24 protein-coding genes are annotated in these 22,368 nt (G+C 73.6%); 10 read left to right on the top strand and 14 right to left on the bottom strand.

What is annotated here, in order from left to right; all coding sequences use genetic code 11:
• Window positions 1–93: 93 nt before the first annotated feature.
• Window positions 94–1,062 carry an ArsR/SmtB family transcription factor gene (locus IEY96_RS08055; protein WP_189194143.1) on the top strand — a complete coding sequence of 323 codons (969 nt, stop codon included), beginning with the start codon at window positions 94–96 and terminating at the stop codon, window positions 1,060–1,062.
• 226 nt (window positions 1,063–1,288) lie between these two features.
• Here the strand turns inward: IEY96_RS08055 and IEY96_RS08050 are convergent, their stop codons facing one another.
• From IEY96_RS08050 to IEY96_RS08030, 5 genes are all read right to left on the bottom strand, one after another.
• Entirely contained in the window at window positions 1,289–2,299 is a 1,011-nt protein-coding gene (locus tag IEY96_RS08050; protein ID WP_189194142.1) for a mechanosensitive ion channel family protein, read from the bottom strand.
• A 164-nt stretch (window positions 2,300–2,463) separates the two neighbouring features.
• A complete protein-coding gene (locus tag IEY96_RS08045) occupies window positions 2,464–3,672 on the bottom strand; it encodes an ABC transporter permease (RefSeq protein ID WP_189194141.1) in 1,209 nt (402 codons plus the stop codon).
• Entirely contained in the window at window positions 3,669–4,364 is a 696-nt protein-coding gene (locus IEY96_RS08040) for an ABC transporter ATP-binding protein (RefSeq protein ID WP_189194140.1), read from the bottom strand. Before IEY96_RS08040 ends, IEY96_RS08045 begins: the two co-directional genes overlap by 4 nt.
• Window positions 4,361–5,413: a peptidoglycan-binding protein gene (locus tag IEY96_RS08035; RefSeq protein WP_189194278.1), complete on the bottom strand. Its 1,053-nt coding sequence runs from the start codon at window positions 5,411–5,413 to the stop codon at window positions 4,361–4,363. Before IEY96_RS08035 ends, IEY96_RS08040 begins: the two co-directional genes overlap by 4 nt.
• Before the next feature lie 224 nt (window positions 5,414–5,637).
• A complete protein-coding gene (locus IEY96_RS08030; RefSeq protein WP_189194139.1) occupies window positions 5,638–6,192 on the bottom strand; it encodes a hypothetical protein in 555 nt (184 codons plus the stop codon).
• 132 nt (window positions 6,193–6,324) lie between these two features.
• On the opposite strand from IEY96_RS08030, the gene IEY96_RS08025 reads away from it, so the two are divergent.
• The 6 genes from IEY96_RS08025 (at window position 6,325) to IEY96_RS08000 (ending at window position 10,495) form a co-directional block, all read left to right on the top strand.
• Window positions 6,325–6,981 (top strand): response regulator transcription factor, encoded by a 657-nt coding sequence (locus IEY96_RS08025; protein WP_189194138.1) that lies wholly within the window; start codon window positions 6,325–6,327, stop codon window positions 6,979–6,981.
• The gene (locus tag IEY96_RS08020; protein ID WP_189194137.1) at window positions 6,978–8,234 is read left to right on the top strand and encodes a sensor histidine kinase; all 1,257 of its coding nucleotides are present in this window, start codon (window positions 6,978–6,980) and stop codon (window positions 8,232–8,234) included. The genes IEY96_RS08025 and IEY96_RS08020 overlap by 4 nt, the downstream gene beginning before the upstream one ends.
• 55 nt (window positions 8,235–8,289) lie before the next feature.
• A complete protein-coding gene (locus IEY96_RS08015) occupies window positions 8,290–8,943 on the top strand; it encodes a hypothetical protein (protein ID WP_189194136.1) in 654 nt (217 codons plus the stop codon).
• Between the two features lie 169 nt (window positions 8,944–9,112).
• Complete coding sequence (locus tag IEY96_RS08010) at window positions 9,113–9,820, top strand: hypothetical protein (protein ID WP_189194135.1); 708 nt, start codon at window positions 9,113–9,115, stop codon at window positions 9,818–9,820.
• A gap of 13 nt (window positions 9,821–9,833) precedes the next feature.
• The gene (locus IEY96_RS08005; protein WP_091269514.1) at window positions 9,834–10,094 is read left to right on the top strand and encodes a hypothetical protein; all 261 of its coding nucleotides are present in this window, start codon (window positions 9,834–9,836) and stop codon (window positions 10,092–10,094) included.
• On the top strand, window positions 10,091–10,495 hold the full coding sequence (locus IEY96_RS08000) for a hypothetical protein (RefSeq protein ID WP_229791435.1): 405 nt from the start codon (window positions 10,091–10,093) through the stop codon (window positions 10,493–10,495). The genes IEY96_RS08005 and IEY96_RS08000 overlap by 4 nt, the downstream gene beginning before the upstream one ends.
• A 42-nt stretch (window positions 10,496–10,537) precedes the next feature.
• On the opposite strand, the gene IEY96_RS07995 is transcribed toward IEY96_RS08000, so the two are convergent.
• Both IEY96_RS07995 and IEY96_RS07990 read right to left on the bottom strand, forming a co-directional pair.
• Complete coding sequence (locus tag IEY96_RS07995) at window positions 10,538–10,858, bottom strand: GYD domain-containing protein (protein ID WP_189194134.1); 321 nt, start codon at window positions 10,856–10,858, stop codon at window positions 10,538–10,540.
• 1 nt (window position 10,859) lies between these two features.
• On the bottom strand, window positions 10,860–11,081 hold the full coding sequence (locus IEY96_RS07990; RefSeq protein ID WP_189194133.1) for a hypothetical protein: 222 nt from the start codon (window positions 11,079–11,081) through the stop codon (window positions 10,860–10,862).
• A gap of 234 nt (window positions 11,082–11,315) precedes the next feature.
• On the opposite strand from IEY96_RS07990, the gene IEY96_RS07985 reads away from it, so the two are divergent.
• On the top strand, window positions 11,316–14,729 hold the full coding sequence (locus IEY96_RS07985) for an ATP-binding protein (protein WP_189194132.1): 3,414 nt from the start codon (window positions 11,316–11,318) through the stop codon (window positions 14,727–14,729).
• Window positions 14,730–14,810: 81 nt separating this feature from the next.
• Window positions 14,811–15,809, top strand: coding sequence for a hypothetical protein (locus IEY96_RS07980; RefSeq protein WP_189194131.1), 999 nt, complete (start codon window positions 14,811–14,813; stop codon window positions 15,807–15,809).
• Window positions 15,810–15,864: 55 nt separating this feature from the next.
• Here IEY96_RS07980 and IEY96_RS07975 read toward each other — a convergent pair whose 3' ends face one another.
• The 3 genes from IEY96_RS07975 to IEY96_RS07965 are packed head-to-tail and all read right to left on the bottom strand — an operon-like array spanning window position 15,865 to window position 18,308.
• Window positions 15,865–16,719: an ABC transporter permease gene (locus tag IEY96_RS07975; RefSeq protein ID WP_189194130.1), complete on the bottom strand. Its 855-nt coding sequence runs from the start codon at window positions 16,717–16,719 to the stop codon at window positions 15,865–15,867.
• The gene (locus IEY96_RS07970) at window positions 16,716–17,726 is read right to left on the bottom strand and encodes an ATP-binding cassette domain-containing protein (protein WP_189194129.1); all 1,011 of its coding nucleotides are present in this window, start codon (window positions 17,724–17,726) and stop codon (window positions 16,716–16,718) included. The genes IEY96_RS07975 and IEY96_RS07970 overlap by 4 nt, the downstream gene beginning before the upstream one ends.
• Before the next feature lie 27 nt (window positions 17,727–17,753).
• Window positions 17,754–18,308 carry an NADPH-dependent FMN reductase gene (locus tag IEY96_RS07965; protein ID WP_189194128.1) on the bottom strand — a complete coding sequence of 185 codons (555 nt, stop codon included), beginning with the start codon at window positions 18,306–18,308 and terminating at the stop codon, window positions 17,754–17,756.
• Between the two features lie 135 nt (window positions 18,309–18,443).
• Between IEY96_RS07965 and IEY96_RS07960 the strand changes: the two genes are divergently transcribed.
• Window positions 18,444–18,941 carry a GNAT family N-acetyltransferase gene (locus tag IEY96_RS07960; RefSeq protein ID WP_189194127.1) on the top strand — a complete coding sequence of 166 codons (498 nt, stop codon included), beginning with the start codon at window positions 18,444–18,446 and terminating at the stop codon, window positions 18,939–18,941.
• Between the two features lie 30 nt (window positions 18,942–18,971).
• Here the strand turns inward: IEY96_RS07960 and IEY96_RS07955 are convergent, their stop codons facing one another.
• From IEY96_RS07955 to IEY96_RS07940, 4 genes are all read right to left on the bottom strand, one after another.
• A complete protein-coding gene (locus tag IEY96_RS07955) occupies window positions 18,972–19,601 on the bottom strand; it encodes an NYN domain-containing protein (RefSeq protein ID WP_189194126.1) in 630 nt (209 codons plus the stop codon).
• Between the two features lie 156 nt (window positions 19,602–19,757).
• Complete coding sequence (locus IEY96_RS07950; RefSeq protein WP_189194125.1) at window positions 19,758–20,171, bottom strand: DUF4357 domain-containing protein; 414 nt, start codon at window positions 20,169–20,171, stop codon at window positions 19,758–19,760.
• A 326-nt stretch (window positions 20,172–20,497) separates the two neighbouring features.
• Window positions 20,498–21,481, bottom strand: coding sequence for an aldo/keto reductase (locus IEY96_RS07945; protein ID WP_189194124.1), 984 nt, complete (start codon window positions 21,479–21,481; stop codon window positions 20,498–20,500).
• Between the two features lie 64 nt (window positions 21,482–21,545).
• Window positions 21,546–22,295, bottom strand: a complete 750-nt coding sequence (locus tag IEY96_RS07940) for an SDR family oxidoreductase (RefSeq protein WP_189194123.1) — start codon at window positions 22,293–22,295, stop codon at window positions 21,546–21,548.
• Between the last annotated feature and the right edge of the window lie 73 nt (window positions 22,296–22,368).

Raw genomic sequence — 22,368 nt, 5'->3', positions numbered from 1 at the left:
TCGGTTCAGGCGAGAGACACTCTGCGAGCACGGGTAGCGTGGTTGCGAGTGATTCGGCAAGCGCCGAATCTCTTCTCCCGGAAGGTGCTGCGGATGGCGGTCACGCTGAGGTTCACCCCCGCCGACCTGCTGCGCTGCCGCTTCGCCATCTCGCCCATGCTCGAGACGCTGTCCGCGGTGCGCCTGCTCTCCCCGCGCGAAGGCGTCGGCCCCCACCGCCGCTGGCTCGACACCCTCGACACGCGGGAACTCGACCTGCGACCGATCGCCCTGCTCCAGCCGCGTCGCGGCTACACCCCCGACTTCCTCTCGCCGCCTCCGGTCAGCCCACACGCCCGGTTCGAGGACGAGCTCGCGGCCGTAACGGCCACTGACCATGATCGGGTACGTGCGGAGGTGCGACGGTCACTGGCGGACACTCCGGGTGCGGCCGAGTCGGCGACCGGACGGCTCCTGCTGGGCGACCCAGCGGTTGCTCTCCAGACCCTGGTCTCACTCGTGAAGCAGGCATGGGAGGTCCTGGTCGAACCGGTCTGGCCGCACGTACGTGGGCTGCTCGATGCCGATGTGGCCTTCCAGACCCGACGTCTCGCTGAAGGCGGCCTGGACCGGTTGTTCGCCGAGCTGCATCCCCGACTGCGCTGGAACAGCGGCGTGCTGACCCGCGAGTACGGCGACGAAGAGCATCGCGATCTGCGCGGCGAGGGGCTGGCCCTCGTGCCCAGCGCCTTCAAGTGGGATCAGGTCGTGGTCATCGTGGACCCGCCGTGGCAGCCCACAGTGATCTATCCGGCGCGGGGGCTCGGCACGCTCTGGCAGCCCCTTTCCACGGATCGGCATGCGGCTCTGGGGCGGCTGATCGGCAGAACCCGGGCGGCGCTGCTACTCAGCCTCGACGAGGCCGCCAGCACGACGACGCTGGCCCACCGCCACGCGCTGGCAGCCGGGACGGTGTCCGAGCATTTGTCGGTGCTGCGCGACGCCGGGTTTGTCGCCGGGGAACGACACCGGCACGAGATCCGCTATCGGCGTACACCCCTCGGCGAAGCCGTGCTCCGTTAGCGCGGTGTCCACCAACTCCCAGCGAGTGCTGTGTCCATTAACGCTCGCCGGGTTCGCCGCCGAGGAAGATTGTCGTAGGGGTGGTGCCCCGCAGCCCAGAACGGGCGGCGCGAAGATCAGTTGGCCCGCGGAGGCCCGCCCCACCCAGTAGTGGGGAGTCGCTTGCCCAGCAGGCGAGGATCCACAACAACCACCGGACACCCGGTGAAGGTTCGTGGACACCGCACTAGGGCTGGGGCTCGGCGCGGGTCCGGGGCAGCCACTGCGGGTGCTGGTCGCGGATGTACTTCATGAGGCCCTCGCGCAGGTCGCAGCGGAGGTCCCAGCTGCTCGGCCCGTCCGCGGCCGAGACACGTACCTGGAGTTCCAGCGTCTGCGGGGTGACGTCGACCACCTGGAGCACCCAGAGGGCCCGGTCCCACAGCGGTGACTCCTCGACCAGCCGGCGGGCCTCGCGCCGGATCTGCTCCACGTCGGCGGTGTAGTCGACGTGCAGCCGCAGCTCGCCGACGACCCGGGACTCGTGCCGGGTCCAGTTCTGGAACGGGCGGTCGGTGAAGTGGGTGGTCGGCAGGATGAGCCGGCGCTCATCCCACATCCGTATCACGACGCTGGTCAGCTTCACCTCCTCGACCCGACCCCACGCGCCGTCGACCACCACCACGTCGTCGACGTGGATCGCGTCGGTGAAGGCGATCTGCAGGCCCGCGAAGGCGTTCGACAGCGACGTGCGGGCGGCCACCCCGATCAGCACGCCGATCACGCCGGCGGAGGTCACCAGGGAGACCCCGACCACCCGCACCTGCTGGTAGCTCATCAACGCGACGGCGATCGCGGCCAGGGTCACGATCACGGCGGTCAAGCCCCGGACCAACCGGATCTGGGTACGCGCCCGCCGGTGCTGCCGGTTCGCCGTCGGTTCGTGGGACAGGCGCCCCAACGCGAGGCCCTCGGTGACCTGCAGGAATCTGATCACCAGCCACGCGCAGGCCGCGGCGAACGCCAGCAGCAGCCCGTGCCGGAACGCCGACAACCACTCGTACCGCCGGCCGGGGACCGAGGCGAACAACGCCCCGATCACCAGCACGGCCACCGCCGGCCGGCGGCACGCTTCGTAGACCGGTTTGATGATCCACCCGTAGCGGGTCCGGCACGCCCAGCGGAAGAACAGCCCGGCGAGCCAGGCCACGAGCAGGGCGGCGACCACCCAGGCCACGACGTTCAGCAGCGCGCGCATGCGTCCCCCGAACCTGCCCCGTTACCCGACCTCACGCGACGACCGCCGCCCGGCGGGTCGTCGCGGGACGGCGATCCGGCCGGGCGACCCGGATACCCGGGAGGATCCGGGTGAAACGGCCGGCGGGCGTGACCGGTCACCGGCCACAATCCGCCGGCCGGCGCTCACGGCGTGGCGAGCGCCTCGGTCGGCGCGAGGCGGGCCGCGCGGATCGCCGGGTACAGCCCCGCGAGGGCCCCGATCAGCAGGGTCGCGCCGACCCCGCCGCCCAGCGCCCAGGCCGGCACCACCGCCGGCCACGACCGGGAGAACGCGTAACCCGCCGTGACCGCGCTACCCAGCAGCACCCCGCCGAGACCGCCGAGGGCGGACAGCAGCAGCGACTCGGCCAGGAACTGGGTGCGGACCTGTCCCCGGGTGGCCCCGAGCGACCGGCGCAGGCCGATCTCCGGGCGCCGCTCCAGCACCGAGATCACCATCGTGTTCGCCACCCCGACGCCACCCACCAGCAGGGCGACCGCGCCGAGGCCGAGCAGCAGCCCGGTGAACGCCTCGTCGGTCGCCTGCTTCGCGGCGAGCGCGTCGGAGGGCCGCGCCACCTTCACCTCGTTCGGCGCCTCCGGGTTCGCCGTGGCGGCGAGCACCGCGCGTACCGCCTCGACCGCGGTCTCCGAGGTCCGGGTGTAGACCGCGGTCGGGTGCCCGTCGAAGTCGAGGTACGACCGCGCCGCGTCCCAGCCGACCAACGCGGACAGGTCCAGCTCCGGCGCGAGCGGCGCGGGCGCCAGGATGCCCACCACGGTGAACCAGCGCCCGCCGAGCTGGATCCGCACGTCCGGTCCGGCGGCGCCGACACCGAGCCGCTGGGCCGTGGTGGCGCCGAGCACCACCGCCGGGTAGCGGGCGGTGGCGGCGTTCAGCCACGTGCCGCTGACCACCTCCAGCCCGACCGTGTCGCGCAGCTCCAGGCCGGCGGCGCGGGCGGCGATCCCGCCGCTCTCGCCCCGGGAGATCAGATCCGAGCGGTACACCCGCGCGTCCGCCAGCAGCGCCGTCGCGGCGACCTCCCGCACCGGCCCGATCCGCCCGATCATCGCCACCGACTCCGCCGGCAGCTCGGCGTCGTCGCCGAAGAGGGTGTTGCCCGGGCCGACGGTGAGCAGGTTGGTGCCGAGTTCGGCGAGCGTGCGGTCCAGTTCCGCCCGGGACGAGGCGGAGATCCCGACCACCGCGACCATGGCGGCGATCCCGATCGCGATGCCCAGCGCCGAGAGGAACGCCCGCAGCGGCCGGGTGCGCAGCCCGACGCCGCCGACCCGCAGGACGTCCCGGGGGCGGAGCCGGGCGGGCGCCAGCCTGGTCGGCCCGCTCATGCCGGCACCCCCACCGGGCGGTGGTCGGCCACGATCCGGCCGTCGCGCATCTGGACCCGGCGGGGCAGGCCGGCGGCGATCTCCAGGTCGTGGGTGATCACCACGATGGTGGTCCCGGCCGCGTGCAGGTCGCGCAGCAGCGCCAGCACCCCGGCGCCGGACGCCGAATCCAGGTTGCCGGTCGGTTCGTCCGCCAGCAGCAGCGCGGGCGCGCCGACCACCGCACGGGCGATCGCCACCCGCTGCCGCTCGCCGCCGGACAGTTCGTGCGGCCGGTGGTCGAGCCGGTGCCCCAGCCCGACCCGGGCCAGCGCGGCCTCCGCGCGCCGCCGCCGCTCCCGCAGAGGTACGCCCGCGTAGAGCAGCCCGTCGGCGACGTTGTCCCGCACCGGCACGTTCGGGGCGAGGTGGAACTGCTGGAAGACGAAGCCGATCCGGGAGGACCGCAGCGCGGAGAGCTGCCGGTCGCCGAGCGCGGCCACGTCGTGCCCGTCGATGCGGACCCGGCCGGTGGACGGGCGGTCCAGGGTGCCGATCAGGTGCAGCATGGTGGACTTGCCCGACCCGGAGGGCCCGACGATGGCCACCAGCTCGCCGGGGCGGATGGTCAGCGAGACCCCGTCCAGGGCCCGTACGCCGCCCGGGTAGACCTTGCTGACATCGGTCAGCTCGACGACCGTCTCGCCGGTCACGTCGGCATCCCCACGGTCGCCCCCTCGGCCAGCCCGGCGCCGGAGACCTCCACCCGGCCGGCGGCGAACAGCCCGGTCTGCACGGCGACGATCCGGGTGCTCGCGCCCTCGACCAGCTGCACGCCGTAGCCGCCCTCGGCCAGCGCCAGCAGCGCGGCGACCGGGACGGTGAGCACGTCGCGGCGCTCGGCGGCGGTGAACGCGACCTTGGCCGAGGCCTGGTCGAAGCCGGTCAGCGCCTTCGGGTCGGCCACCGTCACGGTGACCTCGATCTTCGTTTCCGGTTCGCCCTGGCCGCCCGCCCCGCCGTCGGCGCCGGTCTCGATCACCGTCTCCGTGTCGGCGACCGTGCCGGCGACCTCCTTGCCGTCGGGCAGGGAGACGGTCACCTTGGCGCCCTTCTTCGCCAGCCGCTCGTCGTCGACGTCGAGGGACACGGTCACCACCCGGGTGGTGCCGGTCCAGCTCAGCACCGCCTGCCCGGGCTGGGCCGGATCGCCGGGCTCCGCCTCGTGGCTCTCCACCCGGACCGCGCCCTCGGCGTAGACCACCCGGCCCAGCTCGACCCGGCCGGTCTCGGGCAGGTCGAGGTCCTCCTGCCAGTCCCGCACCGCGTCCGCCGTGGCCGAGGTGTACTCGTCGTCGGCGGTGAACCCGGAGTAGCCGAGCGCCGCCAGGTTCCGCTCGAACTGCCGTACGTCCGCGCCGGACATGCCGGGCCCCAGGGTCCGGTACGCCGGCAGCTTCCCGTACAGCAGCACGACCTCGGCGTCGTCGACCGCGAACAGTGGCTTGCCCCGGGTGACCTGGGCGCCGGTGGCGGCCAGCCAGGTGAGCGTGCCGCCCGCGCGTGGCGCCGCGTGGTGGGTGGCGCCGTAGCCGAGTTCCCCGTCGAAGCTCTCCGCGTCCACAAGGGTCTGCCGGGTGACCTCGGCGGTCGCCGGCGGCAGGCCACCAGCGGCCGCCGTACCCCCGTCGCGGCCACCGGCCGCCACCGCGGCCGTGACGCCCGCCGCGGCGGCGACCACCACCGCCGAAGCCACCACCAGCCGGGTACGCGCGCGCCGGCGGCGGCTGCGCCCGGCGCTCGCCGGCGCGGCAGCCGGCGGATCGGCGGTGATGGTCGCCTCGACCGGCGTGGTGATGCCCGCGCTCACGGGGCCGCTGGTGTTCGCGACTGCGGGGCTCGCAAGACCCGGCTCGTTCCTCGCGCTCACGGGGCCGCTGTTGTTCGCGACTGTGGGGCTCGCAAGACCCGGCTCACTCCTCGCGCTCACTGCGTCCTCTTCATCAGCAGCGGCGCGTCACCCTCGCGGCACTTCTCCAGCGCGGCCCGCGTGGTCGGGTTCTCCGGGTCGATGTTGGCGCCGCCCTTGAGTTCGATGCTGCCGTCCGGGCCCGGGTCCGGGAAGTCCGGCACGCCGTTCTCCCGCATGCACCGGGCCAGCTTCCGCACCTTCTCCACCTGCTCGGGGTCGAGCTTGAGCGCCTTGCCGCCGTTGGGCATCAGGCTGCGGCACTGCTCCATGGCCGCCTGGACCTTCTCCTTGTCGGCGCCGGCGGGCATGCGGATGCGGAAGCCACCGCCCTCGCCGGGCTCCGGGTCGGGGAAGTCCGGCACCCCGTTCTCCCGCATGCACCTGGCGAACTCGCGCTGCCGGTCCTCGTCGCTGACCGGGGCGATGCTGGCGCTGGGCGAGGCCCCGCCCGCACCGCCTCCGGCCGTGGCCACCCGCTCCCCGTCCCGGTCGGTACCCCCGCAGCCCGCGGTCGCCAGACCCAGCAGCAGGGGCAGGACGAGCAGTGTGCCCGACATTCGTCGGCGCATGGCACAACTCCTTCCTCCCGGCCGGCGCCGATCGCCGGCCGATACGGACGAGTCGACCGCAGCGGCGGTATCCCGGGCGTAACCGCCGGCGTTAACGCCGCCGTTATCCGCGGGCGCGGCACCATGGGGAACGTGCGAGTGCTTGTGGTCGAGGACGAGACGCTGCTGGCCGACTCCATCGCCGAGTGGCTGCGCCGGGAGGCGTTCGCCGTGGACGTGGCGTACGACGGGGACGCGGCGCTGGAACGGCTCGGCGTCACCGACTACGACGTGGTGGTGCTCGACCGGGACCTGCCGGTGGTGCACGGCGACGACGTCTGCCGGGCGGTGGTGGACAGCGGCGCTGAGACCCGGGTGCTCATGCTGACCGCCGCCGCGGCCGTCCGGGAACGGGTGGCCGGGCTGGCCCTCGGCGCCGACGACTACCTGGTCAAACCGTTCGCGCTTGTCGAACTCTCCGCCCGGGTGCACGCGCTGGCCCGGCGGGCCCGGCCGGCGGTCCCGCCGAGGCTGAGCCGGGCCGGCATCGTGGTCGACCCGGCCCGCCGGGAGGTCTACCGGGACGGCCGGTACGTCGCGCTGTCCCGCAAGGAGTTCGCCGTGCTGGCGGAGCTGGTGCGGGCCGGCGGGGCGGTGGTCTCCGCGGAGGAGCTGCTGGACCGGGCCTGGGACGAGCACATCGACCCGTTCACCAACGTGGTGCGGGTGACCGTGATGAAGCTGCGCCGCAAGCTCGGCGACCCACAGGTGGTCGAGACGGTGCCGGGAGTGGGGTATCAGATCCGGTGAAACGACTGACCATCCGGGCCCGACTGACCCTGGTGCACGGCGGGCTCCTGCTGCTCGCCGGGGTGGTCCTGCTCGCCGTCACGTACGTGCTGGTCGACCAGCGGATGCGGCAGCCGCTGACGGGGGTGAAGGCTCAGATCGTCCAGACCCCGTTCGGCAAGTTGCCAGGCGTGGGGGCGGCCGATCAGCTGCGGGTCCTCATCCAGGAGGCCCAGGACGAGGCGAAGCGGAACGCGTTGGAGTCGCTGCTCACCCAGGGCGGGATCGCGCTGCTGCTGATCTCGGCGGTCGCCCTCGGCTTCGGCTGGCTGATCGCCGGGCGGGCGTTGCAGCCGTTGCACCAGATCACCGGCACCGCGCGGCGGATCGCCGCCGCCGACGCGGGCGGGCGGGGGCTGCACGAGCGGATCGCGCTGCGCGGGCCGCGGGACGAGGTGAAGGAACTGGCCGACACCTTCGACCTGATGCTGGAGCGGCTCGACCGGTCCTTCGACGTCCAGCGGCGGTTCGTGGCGAACGCGTCCCACGAGCTGCGTACCCCGCTCGCGCTCAACCGGTCGCTGCTGGAGGTGGCGATGTCCCGGCCGGGTGCCTCCGCCGAACTGCGGCAGCTCGGCGAGACCCTGATGGCGGTCAACGAACGCCACGAACGGCTCATCGACGGGCTGCTCACCCTGGCCGACTCGGAGCAGCAGGTGGTCGACCGCACCCCGGTCGACCTCGCCGAGATCGCCGGCCACCTCCTCGACCAGGTGGCCGGCACGCCGCAGCTGACCGTACGCCGGCGGCTCGCGCCCGCCGCCACGGCCGGCGACCCGGTGCTGCTGGAGCGGCTCACGCAGAACCTGGTGGAGAACGCGGTCCGGCACAACCTGCCGGCCGGCGGCGAGATCGACGTGAGCACCGGCACCGTCGACGGCCGCGCCACCCTGGTGGTGGTCAACACCGGACCGGTGGTGCCCAGTTACGAGATCGAGGCGATCTTCCAGCCCTTCCGGCGGCTCCACCACGACCGGGTGGCCGCTGCCCGGCCGGATCCCGAGCGGAGCGGCGCGCGCGACCGCGCCGGCGCCGGGCGAGGGTTCGGACTGGGCCTGTCGATCGTGCGGGCGGTGGCCCAGGCGCACGGCGGTGCCGTGCACGCCCATCCCCGGGACGGCGGCGGACTCGTCGTGACGGTGACCCTGCCGTCCCCGGGCGTGGCCGTCCCCGCCCAACCGGCGCGCACGCTGCCCGCCGCGGCGCGCGGCTGAGGACCCGCGCCGTCCGTGTTGGCGGATGGTTGCCATCCATTGCCATCATTGGGCCGTGGCGTGGGAGGACGTGGTTGACCGCGGAGGCAGATCCACCCATCCGGAGTACGTCGCGGCGGATGCTCGCGTCGACAACCGCACGAACCTGCTCATCGCGGAGTACACCGCGATCCGGGCCGTGGTGGCGCAGAAGTCATCGGCGTCGCACGCTCTCGTCGGCGCATACCTGACCGTGGTGGCCGTGATTCTGGGGTTCGTCGTCGCGAATCGGGCCGATCCGCGCTTGCTGATCACCGTTCCCATCCTGTCCGCCGTCTGTGGCATCACCATCCTGCGGCGCCGCCGGGACCGGGAGGTGGCGCACCGGTACGTCCGCGAGGTGCTCCGGCCGATCGCCGTGCAGTGCTCCGGTGACGACCGGATCTTCCTGTGGGAGGAGTTCTACGCCCGCCACAAGGACGCGCGGTCCATGCGGTACGAGTTCGGGCTGCAACTGGTCTTTCCGCTCTCGGCCGCCGCCGCCCTGGTCGCCACCCTTCCGCTGCTGGCCTCGATCGGCGACTGGCTGGCCTGGCTGGCGGGACTGAGCTTCCTCGTCATGCTGATCGTCACGTACGTGCTCCAGAACAGGGACCATCTGGGCCGGTTCGTCGGTGGCGTTCGCGTCGTCTGCCGGACCGTCGTGCGGTGGCGGCGAGGACGCGGCTGACGACCCTTGCCCGACGCCGCCCGTGAATGGATGTCGGGCGGCACAGGAATGGTCATTCACGCCGCCGTGGATTCCCGGACTTCCTGTCGGCCTCCCGTCACGCGGAGTGTTCATTCGATCCGTCTCGGTCGATAGCGTCGGTGCACTGGCCGTCGACGAAAGGCCGACGATGAACGACAACGCGTACCCGTTCTCACGCCGGCGACTGCTCGCCGGCGCGGCGGCGGCCTCGGCGGTCACCGTGACCGGCGTGGCCGTCGCCCCGACCGCCGCCGCGGCGACCCCCGCCCGCGCCACCACCCCGCTGGTCGCCCGGGACCGGATCGCCACCGCGGCGCTGCGGGCACCCGACGGCACCGCCCCGGCGGTCCGCTTCCAGGCCGACTTCCACGCCCGGCTGGCCGCCTGGCTGGCCTTCTGGTCGGCCAACTCACCCCGCGCCTGGAGCGCCCCGGTCCAGGTGGTCGGCCGTGTCGCGCCGGCCGGCGACGCCCTCACCCTGCACGCGATCCGCTACCGGCGCGACGACGAGCTGCGCGCCGGCTTCGCGGCGGGGCGGCGGGACGGCAGCCACGCGGCGACCCTGGCCAGCCTGCACCACCACTTCCCGAGCGTGCGCGTCCTGCCCGACGGGACGGTCCGGGTCGGCGACGGGCCCGCCGGTTTCACCGGCGCGCCCGGGCAGGTCGCCTTCGCGGTCGCGGCGTGCCGGGAGCTGTGGGGCGACGGCGACGCCACCGCCGCCCGCTGGGCGGAGCACGCCGGCCGGGCGCTCGCCCGGGCCGGGCAGCGGGCCGACGCCGCCTCGCACGCCGGCTGGGCGGCCTTCACCCGGATCAGCCTGCGCCGCGGGCTGGGCACCGAATCGTACGAGTGACCGGAGGTAGCACATGTCCCGCAACGAGTTCCGGTTCGTGGTCGACGGCGTCGACCTGACCCCCGAGCAGCAGACCCTCATCGCCGGCGAGATCCAGAAGGCCGGCCTGGCCGCCCTGGGCACCGCCAACGCCAAGCTGACCAACCCGCTCACCCTCGGTCACGGCAACCTCAAGCTGCGCCCCGAGTGGTACGGCCTCTGGGTGCTCGACGGCCCGTTCGCCCAGGACCTCGGCCAGAAGATCAACGACATCGGCTTCTGGATGCAGCGGTGACCGACGCCGTCGGACGGACCGACCCGCCGGAGCGGATGTGTCCGAGCACGCCGGCGGCGAACGCCACGGTGTTCCTCGGCATGATCACTCCGGCGGGGCGGGTCGCCTACGTGACGCCGGCGGTGCCGGCCGAGGTGGCGCTCGCCGCGGCCGGCGGCTCCGACGCCCCGGTCGAGTCCCGCTTCCGGCTGGCCGGCCCGTGCGTCACCTCGTCCTGCGGCTTCTGGACCGGCGAGCACTGCGGTCTGGGCGCCCGGATGGCCGCCTCGTACGCGGAGACCGCCGAGCCGGGCGAGGAGCAGCTGCCGAAGTGCGCGATCCGGCGTACCTGCCGGTGGTTCGCCGAGCAGGGCCCGGCGGCCTGCCCGGCCTGCTCGCACGTGGTCACCGACGCGCGCTGACGCCGCCCCGCCGGCGCGACAGGGCGGCCGTCGGGACCGGCGTCAGTCGCCCGGCGGGGTGTAGTCGGTCCGCGTCCGGGTCGCCTCGTCGACCTCGGCCGGGGTCAGCAGCGGGGTGACCCGGGTCCGCAGCCCGCGGGCCGCGCCGATGCGCATCGCCAGCGCGGCGGCGGTGCGGTGGTCGGGCAGGTCGCACAGCACGTAGGTGTCGTCGTCGGCGAAGGCGAAGTGCATCGACAGCAACTGCCCGCCGGCGTCCTCGACCAGCTTCCGGACGACCTCGGCGCGCTTGGTGCCGCCGTCGCGCGTCAGCCCGTCGATCCCCTCCGCCGTGTAGACGGACCGCAGCAGGAACGCGGGCATCTCAGCGATTACCTTGCCGCTGCACCCGCTGTGCGCCCTCGACCTTGGCGCGGCCCTGGTCGCGTTCGCTGCCGGCGGCGCCGGTGGCGGTGTGCAGCTGCCGGCGCTTACCCGGGCGTTCCATCTCCGCGCCCTGGCGGCCCGGCGCGCCGCTCCCCGGGTGTCGGTTCGCCCGCGCCGACTCGCCGCCCGGATCGTGCTTGTTCTGCTTGTGGCTACCCATGGGCCGCGGTTACCCGCTGCCTCCACCGCTAGTCATGGCCCCAGATCCGGCCACGGCAGTCGCTTTCTTCGGTACGTGTCACGGTCGTGGTGCACCAGCAGCGCCCGGGTGCCGGTCGGCCGGCACGGGGGGCCAGCCGGGAGGTGGCCGGCGTGGCGCTGCGGATCCGCCGCCGCTGGTCCCTGTCGGCGGGTATCCCGCGTTGTCGGACCGGTCGACTACCGTCGGGAAGTCATGGAGCCGCGGTTCGGCGAGGCGATCATCGGGCGGGAGCACCCCGCGGCCCTGCTGCGCGCCGAAGTGGACCGGGTGACCGCCAGCCACGGCGGCCTGGTCCTGGTCGCCGGCGAGCCGGGCATCGGCAAGACCACGCTGGTGAGCGCCGCCGCCGACGAGGCCCGGCGGCGCGGTGCCCTGGTGCTCGGCGCGGCCTGCTGGGACTCCGACAGCGCCCCCGGCTACTGGCCGTGGGTGCAGGTGCTGCGCCGCCTGGGCCGCCGGCCGGACGACTGGGCCCGGGCGCAGGAGGCCGCCGGGCCGGGGCTCGCGGCGCTGCTCGGCGAGGGCACCGCCGACCCGACTGGGGAGGAACACTCCGACGACGGCGGCCAGGCGGAGTTCGCCCTGCACGACGCGGTGACCACCGCGCTGGTGGCCGTCGCCCAGCACCGGCCGGTCGTGGTCGTCCTCGACGACCTGCACTGGGCCGACCCGGCCTCGATGCGGCTGCTCCAGTTCGCCACCCAGCACACCTGGTTCGAACGGCTCCTGCTGGTCGGCACCTACCGCGACGCCGAGGTCGAGTCCGGCGACCACCGGCTCCGGCCGCTGCTGCTGCCGCTGACCGCGAAGGCCACCACCATCACCCTCACCGGGCTCGCCCGCGACGAGGTGGCCGCGCTGATCCGCCGCACCGCCGGGCGCGAACCCGGCGCCGACCTCGTCGACGAGGTGCACCGGCGCACCGGCGGCAACCCGTTCTTCGTCGAGCAGACCGCCCGGCTGTGGCACACCGACGGTCTGGCCACCACCATCGCACCCGGCGTACGGGAGGCGGTGCGTCGCCGGCTCGACCAGTTGCCCGCTCCGGTGGTCGAGGCGCTCACCGTGGCCGCCGTGCTCGGCCGCGACTTCCACCGTCAGGTCCTCGCGGCCTGCCTGCCCGGCCCGGCCGCACAGGTGGACCGGCTGCTCGACCGCGCGGCCACCGCCCGGCTCGTGCTGCCCCGGGGCGACGGCCGGTTCGCGTTCGCCCACGACCTGGTCCGGGAGACCCTCTACGACGGGTTGACCGATGCCGAGCGGCGCGCCCGGCACGCCGCCGTGGTCCGCGCCGTCGACCGGTCGGCGGCGCTCGCCGAGCGGCTCATCCCGGCCGACCTGGCCCGCCACGCCTGGCTCGCCGGCGCCGAGATCGACCCGGCGCGCGCCGTCGAGCTGCTGGTCGCCGCCGCCCGGGACGCTGGCGGCCGGCTGGCCGTGGAGGAGTCGACGCGGCACTTCCGCCGCGCGCTGGAGGTCGCCGACGAGCCGGCCCGTCGGGTCAAGGTGCTGCTGGAGCTGGCCCAACTGCTGTATCACGTGGGCCCCCAGGAGGAGGCCGAGCGGCTGCTCGTCGACGCCGCGGCGCTGGCCCGCCCGCTCGACGAGCCGGCGCTGCTGGCCCGCGTCGCGCTCACCGCCCACCGGCAGGAGGCGGCCGCCCGCCGCCGCGTCGACGCCGACGCGCTGGTCGGCGAGGCGTACCGGCGGTTGATCGGGGAGCCCGAGCCGGGGCGGGGGACGAGGGCCCTGGTCACCGACCTGATCACCGCCACCGAGACGCTCGCCCGGCACGGCCGCGACGACGAGGCGCTCACCTTCAGCCTGTGGGCCCGGCACGACACCACCTGGGGGCTGGGCACCGCCGAGGACCGGGCCGTGGTCACCGCCGAGATCCGCGAGGTGGCCCGCCGTACCGGGGACCGGGAGACCGAGCTGTGGGCGACCTCGCTGCGCTGGGTCGCGCTGCTGGAACTGGGCGACCCGCGCTACCACGACGAGCTCACCGCCTTCGCCACCGGCTGCCGGCAGGGCGAGGTCGCCCGCCAGCGCATGGCGGCGGCCATCGACAGCGGCATCATCGCCGGCTTCCGCGGCGACTTCGCCGCCGCCGACGCGCACTTCGCCGAGATGGACGGGTACGGCGAGTGGGAGCACTCCGACCACGCCTTCATGGGCCAGCACCTGCGCTGGTGCCTGCTGCTGCTCCGGGGCCGCCTTGCCGAGGCCGAGGCGCTGCTCGACGGGCCGGAGGCGGCCGGCCACCCGCAACTGGAGCTGCTCCGGGCCATCACGGCCGCCGAGCGTGGCGACACGGAGACCGTGCTGCGGCTCACCGCCGGGATCGAGGCGGCCGGCACCAGGTACTCCCGGCCGGTGTCGCCCTTGTGGGTGCGGCTGCGGGCGCAGGCGGCGGCAGCGGGCGGCGACCCGCGCCGCTGCGTCGAGGCGCGGGCGGCGCTGGAGCCGCACCGGGGCCGGTGGTTGGCTGCGCTCTTCGGCTGCGACATCAGCGGCCCGGTCGACCTCTGGCTGGCCGCCGTCGACGCCGCCGAGCGGCGCTGGGACGACGCGGTCACCGGCTACGCGGCAGCCCGCGAGGCCGCCGACCGGATGGGCGCCCGGCCCTGGTCGCTGCTGAGCCGGGCCGGGCTGGTGGCCGCCCTGATGGCACGGGGGCGGCCCGACGACGCGGCCACGGCCGCGCGGTTGCGGGCCGACACGGCGGCCGAGGCGCGGGCGCTCGGCATGACCCAGGTCCTGCACCGGCTGGGTGAGCTGCCCGTCGCCGCCGGACCCGGGCCAGGACGACAGGATGCCGTCCCGACCGTCCCGGTGCCTGCCCCGGCCGGAGCGGGTCACCCGGCCGGCGGCCCGGGCGGTCCCGGCATCGGCGGCCCAGCCGGTCCCGGCCTCCGCGGCCCAGCCGGTTCCGGAATCGGCGGCGCTGGCCGGGCCGGCGAGGCGGGGGTCGCCGTCGCGGGTTCCGGCATCGTCGACGGTGACCGGGCCGGTGCGGCCGAGGTCGCCGGCGTGCCCGAGTTCCGGCGGGACGGGGCCGTGTGGCGGCTCGCGTACGGCGGCACGGTGGCGCACCTGCCCGATGCCAAGGGCCTGCACGACCTGCGGCTGCTGCTGAGCCGGCCCGGCGTCGACGTGCCCGCGGTCGAGCTGCTCGACCCGGCCGCCGGCCCGGAGCTGGTCGCCGCCCGGCGGCTCGGTGGCGACCCGGTCCTCGACGACGAGGCCAAGGCCCGCTACCGGCGACACCTGCAACGGCTCGACGACGAGATCGACCGGTCCGCCGCCCGCGGCGACGACCGGAAGGTGGCCGCCCTGGACGCCGAGCGCACCGCGCTGCTGGCCGAGTTGCGCGCCGCGGCCGGGCTGGCCGGGCGCACCCGCCGGCTCGGCGACGAGGCCGAGCGGGCCCGCAAGGCGGTGACGGCCCGGATCCGTGACACGCTGCGTCGGCTGGACGATCGGCATCCGGCGCTCGCCGAGCACCTGCGCGCCACCGTCTCCACCGGCAGCTCCTGCCGCTACCTGCCCACCGAGCCCGTGCCCTGGCGCCTCTCCGAGCCTGGTGAGGCAGCTGGCCGCTGAGCCCACGGCCCGGGATCGACGATGATCAACTACCGGACCGGACGACCACCACGACCGGTCCGAGGGGCATATGCTCCCCCGATGTTCCGGAACCTCTTCAGCCGCGGTCAGCGGCCGGTCGAGCCGGCCGTCGACCTGGACCGGGCCCTTGACGACCTGGAGTTGCGCGCCGCGCGGGACAAGGCGTCCGCCGACTGGCGTGTCGCCCGCGACGTGATCGAGGCCGCCGGCTCCGACTGGGAGCGCCGCGCCCGCCGGGTCTCCGTCCTCAGCGACGCCGCCGCCGACGACACGTGGCTGGACGCCTGGCTGGTGTCCGCTCCCGACGATCCGACCGCCGCCGTCCTCCTCGCCGCGACGCTGGCGGAACGGGCGGGCCGGGCGCGGGGCTCGGCCCCGGCCAGCCAGACGACCCAGGAGCAGTTCCAGGGGTTCGCCGAGCTGTCGGCCCAGGCCGCGGTCGCCGCGCGCCGAGCCATCGCCCTCGCGCCCCACGACCCCGTGCCGTGGATCGACGTGCTGTGGGCGATGTTCTCCGACGGCCGCTCGCGGCAGGCGGAGTTCCACCAGGCGTTCACCGAGGCGCGGCGCCGTGACCCGTTCAACCTGGGCGTCCACCTGGCGGCGGTGAGCTTCCTCTGCGAGAAGTGGTACGGCTCGCACGAGGAGATGTTCGGCCTGGCCCGGGCCACCGCCGCCGCCGCGCCGCCCGGGACGGCGGTCACCCTGCTTCCCCTGTTCGCGCACTTCGAGTACGCGATGCGCGAGTTCAACTGGGGCACTCCCACTCCGGAAGGGGTGCTGGCCTGCCGCCAGTACTTCCAGCGCCCGGAGGTGCGGCAGGAGTACGACGCCTGCGCGGCAAAGTGGCGAGCGGCCGGCCCGCCCCGGCACGGCGACGCGATGGTGTGCCGCAACTGGCTCGCCCTCGCCTACTCGCTGTCCGACCGCCGGGACGAGGCGAAGGCCATGTTCGACGAGATCGGCCCGTACGCCACGAGCCCCGTGTGGGCGTACTTCTTCGGCGGTGTCAAGCACGGCTTCGTGCACAACTGGCGGTGGGCGAACCGCGTCCGGTAGGGGCGGGACGACGACGGGGGTGCCGCCGCGGCGACACCCCCGTCGTCCCGTCGGGTCAGCGGCGGTTGTAGCGGTACATGGTCAGCGTGCCGAAGACGACCACGAACCCGGCGCTCCACAGCAGCAGCCACAGGGTGTTCGTGGCGTCCGTCGACCCGGCCATCGCGGCGCGTACGGCCGCGACCAGGTGGGTGACCGGGTTGGCCTTGACGAACGCCTGGAGCCAGCCCGGCATGGTGGCCGGGTCGACGAAGACGTTGCTCAGGAACGTCAGCGGGAACAGCACCATCATGCTGACCCCCATCACCGACTTCTCGCTGCGCAGCACCAGGCCGAAGAACGTCCACACCCAGGAGAACGCGAACGAGAAGACCACCAGCAGGCCGATGCCGGCGAGGACGCCGACCGGCCCGCCGCCGGGCCGGAACCCGAGCGCCAGCCCCACGCCGAGGATGACCAGCGCGGCGAGCACGTAGCGCAGCACGTCGCCGAAGATCATGCCGACGAGCGCGGCGGGTCGCCAGACCGGCAGGGTGCGGATCCGGTCGAAGACGCCCTTCTCGATGTCGTTGTTCAGCCCGACGCCGGTGTACATGGTGATCATCACGACGCTGGTCACCATGATGCCGGGCAGGAAGAACTGCAGGTAGTCCCGCGGGCTGTCGGCGAGCGCGCCGCCGAACAGGTAGGTGAACATCAGCACCATGATGATCGGGAACGCGGTCACGTCGAAGAGTTGCTCCGGCACGTGCTTGATCTTCAGCATCGCCCGCCAGCCGAAGGTCAGCGACGCGGACAGCGCGCCCGGCCTCGGCGGCCGCTCACCGGGGGCGAGGACCGTCGCCAGGGCCTCGGCGGACGGCACGTAGACGGACGGCGGCCGCCCGGTCGTGGTCGCGGTGTCGCTCATCGGGCCGCCTCCAGTTCGTCGTCCCGCTCGTCCGTCACGGCGGGGTGGTCGGTCAGGGCCAGGAAGACCTCGTCCAGGCTCGGCTGGCCGAGGGAGAAGTCGTCCACCACGATGCCGGCGCGGGCCAGCTCGCCGAGGGCGCGGGCGGCCTGCTCGCCGGCCTCCAGGTCGGTGCCGTCCTCGCCGACCCGGGCGGTGAGCACCACCGGGTCCGCCGCCGGCTGCACCGGCACGCCCAGCGCCGCCCGCAGCACCTGCTCGGCCCGGGGCCGCTCCCCGGCGTCGCGCAGTCGGACGTGGACGGTGCCGGAGCCGACCGACGACTTCAGCTCGCCCGGGGTGCCCTCCGCGATCACCCGACCGTGGTCGACCACCGCGATCCGCCCGGCGAGCTGGTCGGCCTCGTCCAGGTACTGGGTGGTCAGCAGCACCGTGGTGCCGTGCGCGACCACGGCCCGGATGATCTCCCACACCTGGTTGCGGCTGCGCGGGTCCAGCCCGGTCGTCGGCTCGTCCAGGAAGAGCAGGTCCGGGGTGTTGAGGATGCTGGCCGCGATGTCGATCCGCCGCCGCATCCCGCCCGAGTACTTCTTCACCTGCCGCCCGGCCGCCTCGGTCAGCCCGAACGCGGCGAGCAGGCGGTCGGCCCGCTGCCGGGCCGCCGGCCGGCCCAGGCCGAGCAGCCGGCCCAGCAGGACCAGGTTCTCCGCCCCGGTGAGGTCCTCGTCGAGCGAGGCGTACTGGCCGGTCAGGCTGACCCGGGCGCGGACCGCGTCCGCCTCGGTGACCACGTCGTGGCCGAAGACGCGGGCCCGCCCGCCGTCCGGGCGCAGCAGCGTGGCCAGCACGCGTACCGCGGTGGTCTTGCCGGCGCCGTTCGGCCCGAGCAGCCCGTAGACGGTGCCGGCGGGGACCTGGAGGTCCAGGCCGTCGAGCGCGCGGGTCGAGCCGAACGACCGGACCAGCCCGTCGGCCTCGACGGCCGGGCCGGTGTTCCGGTTACCCATGATCACTACCTCTCTTCGTCGGTGTTCTCAGGAGACGTACGGGCGCGCCGCGCGGCCCTCGCGCAGCGCCAGGCCCCACCAGCAGAGCTCGTCGAGGAGCACCCGGACGTCCTGCCGGAGCTGCTCCTCGGCCCGCCCCGTCGGCTCGCCGTCGAGCAGGTCGACGCCGACGGTGTCCCGCACGGTCATCGCGTGCAGGGCGGTGAACACGGTCCGCAGCTGGTCGACCGCGTGCAGGCCGACCGACCGGCAGCCGTACGACACGAAGCCGACCGGCTTGGCCTGCCACTCGTCGTAGGCGTAGTCGATCGCCTGTTTCAACGAGGCCGGGAAGCTGTGGTTGTACTCGGGGGTGACCACGGCGAACGCCTCCGCGCGGTTCACCTCGGCGGCGAACGAGCGCATCGCCCCGGTCGGCTCGGCCGGCAGGCTGGCCGGGAAGTCGTATCCGGCCAGGTCGAGCACGGTCACGGCCAGTCCCTCGCGCCGGCGTGCCTGCGTGGCGAACCAGCGACCGATCCGGTCGCCGATCCGCCCCTCCCTGGTGCTGCCGATGATCACGGCGAGCCGCAACGGCGTCATGCTCCCCTCCCCGCTGGTGTCGGGCCTCGTCCCACAGGCGCCAGACGCCGGCCGGCAGCCCGCCAGATCGGATCTGGCGGCGGGCGCGTGTCGGGGGTGGGTGCTTCAATCGGCGCCGCGACGGAAGGGGGCGGCATGACCGAGGTACGCCTCGCGCGGTGGAGCGCCGACGACCTGGCGCTGCTGCGGCAGCTCAACGCGCCGGAGGTGCGGGCGCACACCGGCGGCCCGGAGACCGACGAGCAGGTGCTCGCCCGGCACGAGCGCTACCTGCGTGGCCCCGGCCCGCGCAGCGGGCACATGTTCACCGTCGGGCTGCCCGACGGGACGAAGGCCGGCAGCGTCGGCTACTGGGCGCGGGAGTGGCGCGGCGAGCCGGTCTACGAGATGGGCTGGGCGGTGCTGCCGGCGTACCAGGGGCGGGGGCTGGCGAGCGCGGCCGTGCGCGCGCTGATCGCGGAGGCCGCGGCGCACGGCGACCGGCGCTACGCGCACGCCTACCCGTCGGTGGACCATCCGGCGTCGAACGCGGTGTGCCGCAAGGCCGGGTTCACGCTGCTCGGCGAGACGGAGTTCGAATACCCGCCGGGGCAGCTGATGCGCTCCAACGACTGGCGCGTCGAGCTGAGTTGAAGCGTCGCCGATCCATTGTGGCTGTGCACCTCAGTACCATTTCTGAGGACGAGCGTATGTGCGTCCCGTCGACGTGTCCGTCACCGTGGTGGGTAGGAGCGAATTTCGGATATTTGCCTGCGAGAGCTGGAAGGACGCTGGGATCAAGGTCCTCAGCTCGTTGCTGTTCCGGCGAGGAGGGAAGGCAGCGACCATGCCCAACTTGTGTCCGAACTGGGCCGCGACTGTACGTGCCTGCCGGACGGCTGGGCACAGATCGGAGTCGGCGCTCACCAGCAGGGCAATGTCGGCCGCGCCGGCGGCGGCGTCGGCGACCAACGTGACGGCGATGTTGACGTCTGTTTCCTTCTCCTCGTACGCAATCCATGTCGCCCCGCAACCCCTACAAGTACGGGACTTAGCCTGGTACCTGCCCAGGACGACCTGAAGGCTGCTGCCGCAATGCGCCTTCAGTGCCTCGAGATAGGTGTGTTGGCGTGCCTCTGCTGGTGGATCGTTCCGCACGGCGGCGGTGAAATACCGGATGGCCACGATCTTGTCTTGAGGGCGCAACCGCTGTACGAGTGTCTGAAGGTCCAGCCAGAGGTAACGATGCTGGAATCGCTCGCGAAGCCCGTGGTAGAGGTTGAAGCCGTCGACATATGCGATGACCTCGGCCACCGGTCCTCCTCGGGGTGGGGGCCGTCATACGGCCGGAGGGTTGCACAGCTCGCTTGAGGCGGTTAGCCTTGCTTCAACTCCGCCGGTGACCTGCTCTCCGGCCTGACGGCCTCGCACAGCGAGGCCGTCGTTCTTTTTAGCTTCTTAAGAAGAGAGCTAGCGCTTTCCGAGGATCGAGCGAAGCGTCTTTCCCGTGCTGTCAACCACCCAGAAGGTTCGACCGTTGGTCTGGGGAAACGCGCGCCCGGGGTTCATCTTCTCCACCACAGCTATCGCGGCAGCGCTGGGTGAGGAGTATGTGCGGCCGGCGAGGTCCCCGGTCGTGATCCTCAAGAGGTTCGTGTCCGGCTCGAAAAGTCCTTGGATTCGGATGTTCTGGTACACGACGTGTACCGGTACTTCATGAGTCTGGGTGGGGGGGGCGGGCTGCTCTGGCTTGACAGCCCCTACTTGTGGCCCGTCATGCGTCTGCACCATCCGCTCGACGACCTCTGCGATCGATACGCCGAACACCTTGGCCGCGAACCTGAGTCGGTCGTACGTGTCGTCGTATACGTCGATCTGCTTCACGGTGTCCCTCACGGAGGTGGGCCTGGATCGGCTGCGCAATGACGGCTCCGACTCCGCCGCCTAGGGTCAACTATAGAAACTATAGGGGTGGACGTAGGTTCAGTCAAGGCGGTTGTCGAGGGAAACCTGAGCGAGCTCGCGTAGTTCGTCAGTCGATCATGTCTCGGGCGGCATCGTCTGCCGACAACTGGACGCACCCCATGGCAGGAGATCTGCCATGGGGTGCGTCTGTAGGTTTCAGCCTTGCGCCTGTAGTCACCGAATATTGAAGAGGAACTGGCGGATTTCAGGGGCACGGACGGGTGGCCCGCCCGTGTGCAGGGGCGTCAGCGGGCGGTGTCCAGCCGGGCCCGCTGCTCCGGGGTCAGCTCCAGCTCGACCGCCGCGAGGCTCTCCTCCAACTGCGCCACCGAGGAGAAGCCGACCAGAGGGATCGCCGGCACGTCGCCGCCCAGCAGCCAGGCGAGCACCACCTGGTTGACCGTCGCCCCGGTCTCGTCGGCCACCGCGCGCAGCGCCGCCAGCCGGGCCGGGGTGCTGGGCAGGGCGTAGTCCTCGCCGAGGCGTTCCGGCTTCGCGTACGCGCCCTTGAGCAGCGGTGAGTAGGCCACCAGGGTGAGCCGCGGCTCGGCCCGCAGGTAGCTGGCCAGGTCCGGGCCGACCCAGCCGACGTCGCCGTCCGGGTCCAGCTCGCTCGGCAGGTCCGGCCGCCGCGCCAGGTAGCTGCGGTGGTACTGGAGCACCTCGTACCCGGGCAGGCCGGCCGCGGCGGCGACGGCCCGGGCGCGCTCGACCCGCCAGGCGCGGTGGTTGCTGGCGCCCAGCAGCCCGACGGCGCCCTCGGCGACCAGCTCCGCGAAGCCGTGGACCGTCTCCTCCAGTGGCACGGTCCGGTCCTCGATGTGCGCGTAGAGCAGGTCGAGCCGGTCCACGCCGAGCCGTTCCCGGCTGCGCTCGGCCGACTCGCGGATCACCTTGGCCGACAGGCCCTCGGCGTTGTCCACGTAGCTGGTGCCCGGGGCGAGGGGACGGGCGCCGAGCTTCGTGGCGACGACCACCTCGCCGCCGACGCCGCGGCTGCGCCGCCAGCGGCCCAGCAGCTCCTCGCTCTCCCCGCCCTGGCCCCCGTTCTGCCAGAACGCGTAGTTGTCCGAGGTGTCGATGAAGGTGCCGCCGGCCTCGACGTACCGGTCGAGGATGGCGTACGAGGTGGCCTCGTCGGTGGCGGTGCCGAAGAGCATCGCGCCGAGGCTGAGCACGCTCACCTCGCGGCGGGTGGCCGGATCGGTGCCGATGGTGCGGTAACGCATGGTTTCCTCCCCGTCAGAGCGTGCCCACCACCCTCCACCTTCGAGTGCGCGCGAAGTCAAACCCTCACCACGGGAGCACGCCGTAGCCGCCGCCGGCGTCCATCTGGTAGCCCCAGAGCAGGCCGCTCGGCGCGTCCGCCGGCAGGGTCGCCAGGTGCACGCTCACCTCCGCGCCCTCCTCCGGGGTGCGGAAACCGCTGTGGTGGTTGAGGTCGGTGGCGCAGTAGCCGGGGTTGGCCGCGTTCACCTTGATCGGGGTGTCCCGCAGCTCCTTGGCGTACATGGCGGTGACCATGTTCAGCGCCGTCTTGGAGGACGGGTAGGGGATTGAGGTCAGCGCGAACAGGGCGCCCTCCGGGTCGGTCATCACCGCGATCGAGCCGACCTCGCTGGAGACGTTGACGATCCGGGCGGCCGGGGCCCGGCGCAGCAGCGGCAGCAGCGCGTTGGTCACCGCGACCACGCCGAACACGTTCGTCTCGTACACCTCGCGCAGCGTGTCGAGGGTGGTCTCGCTGGGCAGCGCCGACCCGTCGGCCCGGATGATGCCCGCGTTGTTGACCAGCACGTCCAGGTGGCCGTACTCCCGCTCGACCAGCTCGGCCGCGGCGGCGACCGACGCCGCGTCGGTGACGTCCAGCGGCACGAACCGGGCGTCCACCCCCTCGGCGCGCAGTTTGTCCGCCGCCTCCCCGCCGCGCGCGGCGTCGCGCGCCCCGACCAGCACGGTCATCCCGCGCGCGCCGAGCTGCCGGGCGGTGGCCAGGCCGATTCCCTTGTTGGCCCCGGTGATCAGGGCGATCGTCGTCGTCATGCGGTCGAGCCTGCCGCCGGTCGCGGGCCGGCGGGAGAGGCCCGCCGAGGCTGGTACCGGCGGTACCACCTCG

The sequence above is a fragment of the Micromonospora fulviviridis genome (assembly GCF_014648395.1).
Classification (GTDB): domain Bacteria; phylum Actinomycetota; class Actinomycetes; order Mycobacteriales; family Micromonosporaceae; genus Micromonospora; species Micromonospora fulviviridis.
Note: the sequence above shows the minus strand (reverse complement) of the source record. Positions and strands in the feature narration are given on the sequence as shown.